Genomic DNA, 6,975 nt, shown 5'->3' with positions numbered 1-6,975 from the left:
CCGCGTCTACGACGAGGCCGACGAACGCGACGCCCGGCTGGCCCGCCAGCTCCGTCGCGGCGGCCACCCGCTGGAGCGGATCGCCCCGCTCATCGCCCAGGTGCGTTCGTCGGCCTCGTCGTAGACGCGGTAGCCGGTCAGCGGGTCGCGGCGCGGGCTCACCAGGCCGGCGCGCTCCCACGTGCGCAGCGTCGCGGGGCGGATTCCGAGCTCGCGCGCCAGCGGTCCGATGAAGGTGCCGCCGGAGCCCGACGGGGGGTGGGGCTCCGGGCCGGGTGCCAGGTCCCCGAGGGCGTCCTCCACGGCCCGGAGGGTGCGCCGGTCGTCGAGCAGCCGGGCGTGGCTCTCGTCGACGATCCGCAGCGCCTCGTCGAGCGCGGACCGGTTCACGGCCCGCATGATCTCCGTCGCCGTGGCGTGGCCGTGGCCGGGCACCAGGGCGAGGAACGCGTCCAGGGCACGTGCGTGCAGTGGGGTGTAGACGCGGTAGCCGTGGGGGGTGCGCTCGGCGGGCGGGAGGGCGCCGGCCTGTTCGTAGTTCCTGACGGCCTGGGTGGACAGACCGTGGCGGCGTGCCAGGTCGATCGGCCGCAGCCGTTCGCCGCTTTGAAGGTTTCGCCCCACGGAGCGGACGGTATCGCGGAAAAGTCTCCACCGAAAGTTCAACGATAGCGTTGAGGGCATGGCTACTCGATTGAAGGACGCCGTACGATCCGTCGACGCCACGGCCGTCATGGACCTGCTCCCCGGCCGGCCGCGAGTGCTCGCGCTCGGGGAGCCCACCCACGGCGAGGACGCTCTGCTGGAGCTGCGCAACGAGTTGTTCCGGCAGCTCGTCGAGGAGGAGGGCTACCGGACGATCGCGATCGAGAGCGACTGCCTGCGGGGCCTGGTCGTGGACGACCACGTCACCTCGGGCGGGGGCGCCCTCGACGAGGTGATGGAACACGGCTTCAGCCACGAGTGGGGCGCGTTCGCGGGCAACCGCGAACTCGTGCGCTGGATGCGGGAGTACAACGCGGGCCGGCCCGCGTCCGAGCGGCTCCGCTTCGCCGGTGTCGACGGGCCGCTGGAGATCACCGGCGCCGCGAGCCCCCGGCAGGCCCTGACCGCCCTCCACGCCTGCCTCGCGGCCGTCGTGGACGCGGACCTGCTCCCCTGCACCGAGGAGACGCTCGACCGCCTCCTCGGGGCGGACGGCCGGTGGACCGAACCCGCCGCGATGCGGGACCCCTCCCGGTCGGTGGGGCGCTCGGCCGAGGCCGGCCGGCTGCGGCTGCTCGCCGACGGCCTGGTGGCGCTGCTCGACGCGTGGGGCCCGCAGCTGATCGGGGCGAGCTCGCGGGAGGCCTGGGAGCGGGCCCGCCTGTACGGGCGCACCGCCACCGGTCTGCTGCGCTACCACCACGCGATGGCCGACCCGTCCCCGGGCCGGATGGCGCTGCTGCTGGGTCTGCGGGACCTGATCATGGCCGAGAACCTCCTCGCCGCCGCCGAGCGGGGGCCGGTCCTCGTCCACGCCCACAACGCCCACCTCCAGCGGAACCGGAGCCGGACGCGGATGGACGGCCTGCCGGTGGAGTGGTGGAGTGCGGGCGCGCTGGTGGACGCCCGCCTGGGCGCGGAGTACGCGTTCCTCGCCACGGCGGTCGGCGCGCTCCGGCACCGGGACGTGGGCACTCCGCCCGCGGACACCGTCGAGGGGCTGCTGTACGCGCTGCCGCGGGACCGCTTCCTGGCCGGCGGCCCCGGACTGACCGCTCTCCTCGGCCCCGGCCGGCCCGCACCCCGGGTGTCCCCCTGGTTCGGCTACCTCCCCCTCGACCCGGCCCACGTGGAGGAGGCCGACGGGATCGTGTTCGTCAAGGACGTGCCGGAAGGCTAGCCGTGCGGGCCCTGGCGCCGGGGTCGGAGCGGAAGGAGCCTGCGGGCGGTCAGCGCGAGGGTGACCTCGACGAGGTCGAAGGGGCGGGAGAGGGAGCGTCCGGTCAGCTGCTCGTAGCGGCGCAGCCGGTTGAGGACGGTGTTGCGGTGGCAGTACAGGCGTCTGCTCGCCCGCTGGGCGGATCCGTCGCAGGCCAGCCATGTGGCCAGGGTGTCCAGCAGGACCTCCGCGTCGGCGGGCTCCAGCCGTGCCAGCGGGCCGAACAGCCGGTCGGCCAGGGCCGCGCCGAGGTCGGGGGACGACACCACCAGGGCCGCCGGCAGGTGTTCCGTGAGGCGGACCGTGCCCCCGTCCTGCGGGCACAGGCTCAGCGCGGTGTCCGCCAGCCTGCGCGCCTCCCCCACCGCGGCGAGGCCTTCGACGGCGCTGCTGACACCCACCCGTACGCCCGGCGGCTGTTCGTCCTCCACCACCGGCTCCGCGCCGTCGGGGACCGGGACGATGCCGTGGTCGGTCTCCACGCCCCCGTGCCAGTGCGCACGCACGCCCGGAGCGAGCGCCGCCCGGGCACCGGGACGGGTGGCGAATCCGCCGGCGACCGCGACGACCACGTACCGGCCGTGCTCCGGCAGGTCCAGTGCCAGCGCGGTCTCGGGCAGGTCGGCGATCCTGCTGGTTCCGTCGAGCAGCGCCGCGGCCAGCAGCCGCACCCTGTTCTCCCGCCGCCAGGCCAGTTGCCGCTCGGTCTGCCGGTAGGCGTCCGCCACGACGGTGCAGTGCTCGTCGACGAAGTTCCACACGTCGGACGCCACGTGCACCAGCAGCCGCACGTCCTCGGGAGCCGCCCGGGAGGTCTCGTCCACCAGGCTCTGCCACACCAGGGAGCCGCCCAGTCTGAAGGCGTGCAGCACCGCGTCCAGGGGGAGCCCCTGCTCGGCGCGGGTGGCGCCGATCTTCCAGGAGCAGCGGCGTGCCGCGTCCCTGACGCCGCGCGGGTCCAGGAGCGAGGCGATGCTGTGCCGCAGCGAGCGGTGCACCTCCTGCCAGATCTCGGCGGGGTCGTTCTCGATCGCCGCCCGGTAGGCGGGCTCCTGCTCCTGGAGCAGGGCGACCAGTTGGTCGCAGAGCCGGGGCAGGTCGTCCAGCAGTACCCGGGCGGCCCGGTGCAGCACGCTCAGCGCGTCGGCGTCGATCAACGACCGCACCCGCGGTGCCCGCGCCCGTGGTGCGGGCACGGGCCCGGGGCGCGGCAGGCTCCGTGGCCGTACGGCGTGTGGCATCGCGCATCTCCCCCAGGCTCGGCTTCCCGACGGCCCCCGCGCGACGGTCCCCGTGCCGGCCGCGGGCCGGTCGCGAGGTCCGTGGGCGGGCCGCCACCCGACTCGTCCTGCCCCGAAGGATGGCATACCGTCCGGTCGGTCCCTAGAGCCGTGCACCGGTCTTTTCCGCCTGTTCGACCAGTCGGACCAGTTCGACCCGGGAGCGGACGCCGAGCGTCGCGAAGACGTTCCGCAGGTGGTAGTCGACGGTACGGGTGCTGACGGACAGGCTCAGGGCCACCTCCCGATTGGTGGCGCCCTCGGCGACGCACCGCGCGATGCGCAGTTGCTGCGGGGTCAGCAGGGACAGGTCCCGCGCTCCGGACCGGCGCGGCCCACCGGCCCCCGGCCCGCCCGGCGCCACACCGCCCGCGCGGAGTTCCGCGGCCGCCTGGCGCGCCCAGGGCTGTGCGCCGCAGCGTTCGAAGTCGACCAGCGCCTCCCCCAGCCGTACGCGCGCCTCGCGCAGTCTGCGCCGGCGGCGCAGCCACTTCCCGTGCAGCAGCTCGGTACGGGCCCGTTCGAAGTCCCCGGACGTCTCGTCGTGCCGGTCCAGGGCACGCAGGTACAGCTCGTCGGCGGCCTCCGGTGTCGCCAGCAGGGCGCGGCAGCGCAGGAGTTGGGCGCAGGCCTGCGGGTCGGCACCGCAGCCGGCCCACAGCGCGAAGTCCTCGACCACCGTGCGGGCGTCCTCGGGCCGGCCGGCCAGCGCGGCGGCCTCCACGAAGCAGGGAACGGCGAGCATCCACACCGCGAAGTGCCCGCGCCGGGCGCCGGGACGGACCAGCGGGCCGAGCCGGTCGGCGGCCTCCTCGGGACGGCCCTCGCCCAGGTCGGCCCGGGCCTGCGCCCACTGGGCGAGCAGCTCCGCCTGGGCCAGGCCGTGCCGCCGAGCCGTGGTGAGCGCCGCGGTCGCGTGCTCGGCGACGCGCGGCCGGGTGCCCTCGATCGACGCCGTCAGCGCCAGGACCGCGTGATGGTGCGCGGCCGTGTTCCGCTGCCCGGTCCGGTGTGCGGCACGCAGCCCCTCCTCTGCATGGGTCCTGGCCAACTGGTGCCGGCCGGAGCGCAGTTCGGCGTAGGCCAGGTATTCCAGGGCTCTCGGTTCGAGGGCCGTGGCGCCCAGGGTGCGCGCCGACGCCAGGGCCCGCGCCCCGGCCCGGCGGGCGGCCCCGACGTCGCCGAGCATGAGGGCCGCGGCGGCCGAACGCAGCAGTCGCTCGGGCTCGGCGGCGGGGCGGCCCCGGTCCACCACCCGGGTCAGCGGGGCGGTGGCGAGGTCGAACCTCCCCAGCAGCACGGCGCGCATGCCGTCCCGGTGGTCGCGGAGCAGGGCGGGCGGGGGAACGGAGGGCTGCGCCGGGGCGCCGTCGCGGAGGGCGGGGGGACCCTCGGGCACCTCCCGCACCGCCGCCTCCCGCGGGCCCGTGGGGCCCGCACCCGCGGCACGGAGGTCGAGCGTCCCCGTGAGGGCGGCCCGGGCTGGGACGTCAGGGGTCTCATGGGTGCCGTGGGTGAGAGCGCGGAGGCAGCCCTGCCGGTCGCCCGCGGCCCAGGCCGCGTCCGCCGCGCCGAGGACCGCCGCGTCGGTCAGCGCGGACTTCGGACCCGGCCCCGCCAGGAGACCCGCGGCCAGCAGAAAGGACTCCCGGGCGTCGTCCACCGGGCCGTCGGCCAGGAGCACCCTGCCGCGCAGGAGTTCGGCGCGTCCGCGTACCGGCGCCGGCGCCGACCGGCTCCCGGCGGTGTCGAGCAGCCGCAGGGCCTCGGCCGGATGTCCGGCGAGGAGGGCCAGTTCCGCGGCGGCCGTGTAACGCCGCGCCCGCAGGGCGTCGTCCGGCGTCAGCTCGGCGGCACGCACCCGGGCCGCGCGGCGCAGGGCGGGCGGTGTGCCGGAGGACGGGTCGGCGGCCGCGGCCTCCAGTTCGGCGGCCAGCACCGCGTCGGGGCCGGGGGCGGCCCACGAGCGGTGCAGCAGTGCGGGCACGCCGTGCGGTGCGGGATGCGCCGCGGCCAGCGAGCGGTGCGCGGCGCGGCGGCGTTCGGACGGGACCCCGGCGTACACCGCCCTGCCGAGCAGAGGGCTGCGGAACCGGAGCCGGTCCCCGGGGACCGTGAGCAGCTCGGGCACCCGCGGCGGCCCGGACGGTCCGGGAGGGGCGCCCTCGCCCCCGCCGCCGGGGCCGCCCGCCGCCCGCCGTACGAGTGCGGCCTCGGCCTCCTGCTCCCCCGTGGCACGCATCGCCGCCGCGACGAGGAGCAACAGGTCGGCACCGCAAGGCCGTCGGCCGCTCGGACATCCGCCCGCGACGGCGGTCAGCGTCCCGGCGTCGGCCAGGGGGCGGGGCAGGACGTGATCTCCGCGGAGCTGGGCGGGCGAGAGGCGGTGGGCCAGAGCTAGCAGCAGTGCGGGATTGCCCTGCGCCTCGGCCACCAGTTCGTCGCGCACGGCCGGGTCGACGGCGCCGTCGATCCGGTCGTGCAGCAGCCCCGCCGCGTCGCCGGGCGTGAGCGGGGCGAGTCGCAGCACCGGCAGTGCCGCCCACTCCCCTTCCACGGGCCGGTGCCCGGGAACGGTGACGAGCAGGCCCACCCGGTGGACGTCGTCCGCCGTGTTCACCCGCGCGGCCACCCGGCCCAGCACGGCGCGCGACGCGGCGTCCCACAGGTGTGCGTCGTCCACGCACACCAGCAGGGGCGAACGGGCGGACGCCGCCCGCAGGACGTCCACGAGCACCTCCTCCGCCGTGCCGTCGCCGGGAACGCGGCCGGCGTGGCGGGCGGTGCGCAGCAGGGTGCGCAACCCGCCGAGGGGCTGCGGGGAACGGGCCGGTTCGGCGCGGACGTGCCACACCGGTCCGGCGCGGAAGGCGCGTGCCGCGAACTCCAGGAAGGCGGTACGGCCGCCGCCCGGTTCGCCGGTCACGACATGGGCACCGCCGTCGGCGCGCAGTCCGTCCAGCAGCGCGGCGAACGCCTGCCGCCGGGGGCCCGCGCGGTACCGGAGCGGAGCGGCTCCACGGGTCGTCTGTCCGGTCATCTCCGCGACCTTACTCGCGCGTAAGAAGTGGTGGAAGGAGCCCGTCCGGTGCCGGAGGCGGCCCGTCCGCCGTTCCACCAGGGATTTCTCACGGGATGCGCGGCGGACGCCGTGTGCCACCGCCCAGGCGGGCGGCCCCCCGGCGGTGCGCCCGCACAACGCCGGTGGCGGCCCGCGCCGTGCGCGGGCCGCCACCGGTCCTGTCGGTGTCCGTCGGAGGGTCAGGAGGTGTGCGGGCAGTTGCCCCGTGACTCGTCGATGGTGAGGCTCCGCTGCGGCAGCGGGCACAGGAACTTCTCGTAGCGGGTGTCGTTGTCGATGAAGCGCTTCAGCCACGAGATGCTGTACTTCGCGATCGTCGTGTTGTTCGAGTTGGGCGTGAAGTGGGTGGCGTTGTTCAGCTCCAGGTAGGCCCGGTCGAGGGAGGACGGCAGGCCCGTGTACAGGGGCTCGGCGTGGGTGGAGACCGGGGCGACCGTGTCGCCGTCGGCCCCGAAGATCAGGGTGGGGGTCCTGACCTCCGGCCACGTCTTGTCGAGGTTCCAGGGGGTCAGCGGGATCGCCGCCTGGAGCGACGTACGGTCCTTCGCCGCCTCGAGGCTGCCGCCGCCGCCCATCGAGTGGCCCATGACACCGAGGCGGCTGCTGTCGATCCGGCCGCGGACCGCGCTGCGTCCGGTGAGGTAGTCCAGCGCGGCGAGCAGCTGGTCGCCGCGCTGGACTACCTCACC

Annotated in this window: 5 protein-coding genes; 1 reads left to right on the top strand and 4 read right to left on the bottom strand. The window is 76.2% G+C overall.

Translation table 11 applies throughout. From position 1 onward, the window contains the following. Nucleotides 1-6 precede the first annotated feature (6 nt). Complete coding sequence (locus tag AOK18_RS23045; RefSeq protein ID WP_079105135.1) at nt 7-624, bottom strand: MerR family DNA-binding transcriptional regulator; 618 nt, start codon at nt 622-624, stop codon at nt 7-9. A gap of 58 nt (nt 625-682) precedes the next feature. Here AOK18_RS23045 and AOK18_RS23040 point away from each other — a divergent pair, with 58 nt between their 5' ends. Next, the gene (locus AOK18_RS23040) at nt 683-1,885 is read left to right on the top strand and encodes an erythromycin esterase family protein (protein WP_055695573.1); all 1,203 of its coding nucleotides are present in this window, start codon (nt 683-685) and stop codon (nt 1,883-1,885) included. On the opposite strand, the gene AOK18_RS23035 is transcribed toward AOK18_RS23040, so the two are convergent. The 3 genes from AOK18_RS23035 to AOK18_RS23025 all read right to left on the bottom strand — a co-directional run. Then, on the bottom strand, nt 1,882-3,165 hold the full coding sequence (locus AOK18_RS23035; protein WP_055575087.1) for an RsbRD N-terminal domain-containing protein: 1,284 nt from the start codon (nt 3,163-3,165) through the stop codon (nt 1,882-1,884). The genes AOK18_RS23040 and AOK18_RS23035 overlap by 4 nt on opposite strands. Nucleotides 3,166-3,307: 142 nt before the next feature. Beyond that, nucleotides 3,308-6,244 (bottom strand): helix-turn-helix transcriptional regulator, encoded by a 2,937-nt coding sequence (locus AOK18_RS23030; protein ID WP_079105136.1) that lies wholly within the window; start codon nt 6,242-6,244, stop codon nt 3,308-3,310. 221 nt (nt 6,245-6,465) lie between these two features. Next, nucleotides 6,466-6,975 (bottom strand): poly(ethylene terephthalate) hydrolase family protein (locus AOK18_RS23025; protein WP_478078851.1); only part of this gene is annotated, 510 nt, incomplete at its 5' end.

The organism is Streptomyces prasinopilosus, from assembly GCF_001419695.1.
GTDB classification, from domain to species: Bacteria; Actinomycetota; Actinomycetes; order Streptomycetales; family Streptomycetaceae; genus Streptomyces; species Streptomyces prasinopilosus.
This window is presented reverse-complemented; position numbering and strand designations above follow the sequence as displayed.

Coding starts and splice junctions, on each gene's coding strand:
- AOK18_RS23040 (WP_055695573.1), top strand. CDS start 683: ATGGCTACTCGATTGAAGGACGCCGTACGATCCGTCGACGCCACGGCC.
- AOK18_RS23035 (WP_055575087.1), bottom strand. CDS start 3,165: ATGCCACACGCCGTACGGCCACGGAGCCTGCCGCGCCCCGGGCCCGTG.
- AOK18_RS23030 (WP_079105136.1), bottom strand. CDS start 6,244: ATGACCGGACAGACGACCCGTGGAGCCGCTCCGCTCCGGTACCGCGCG.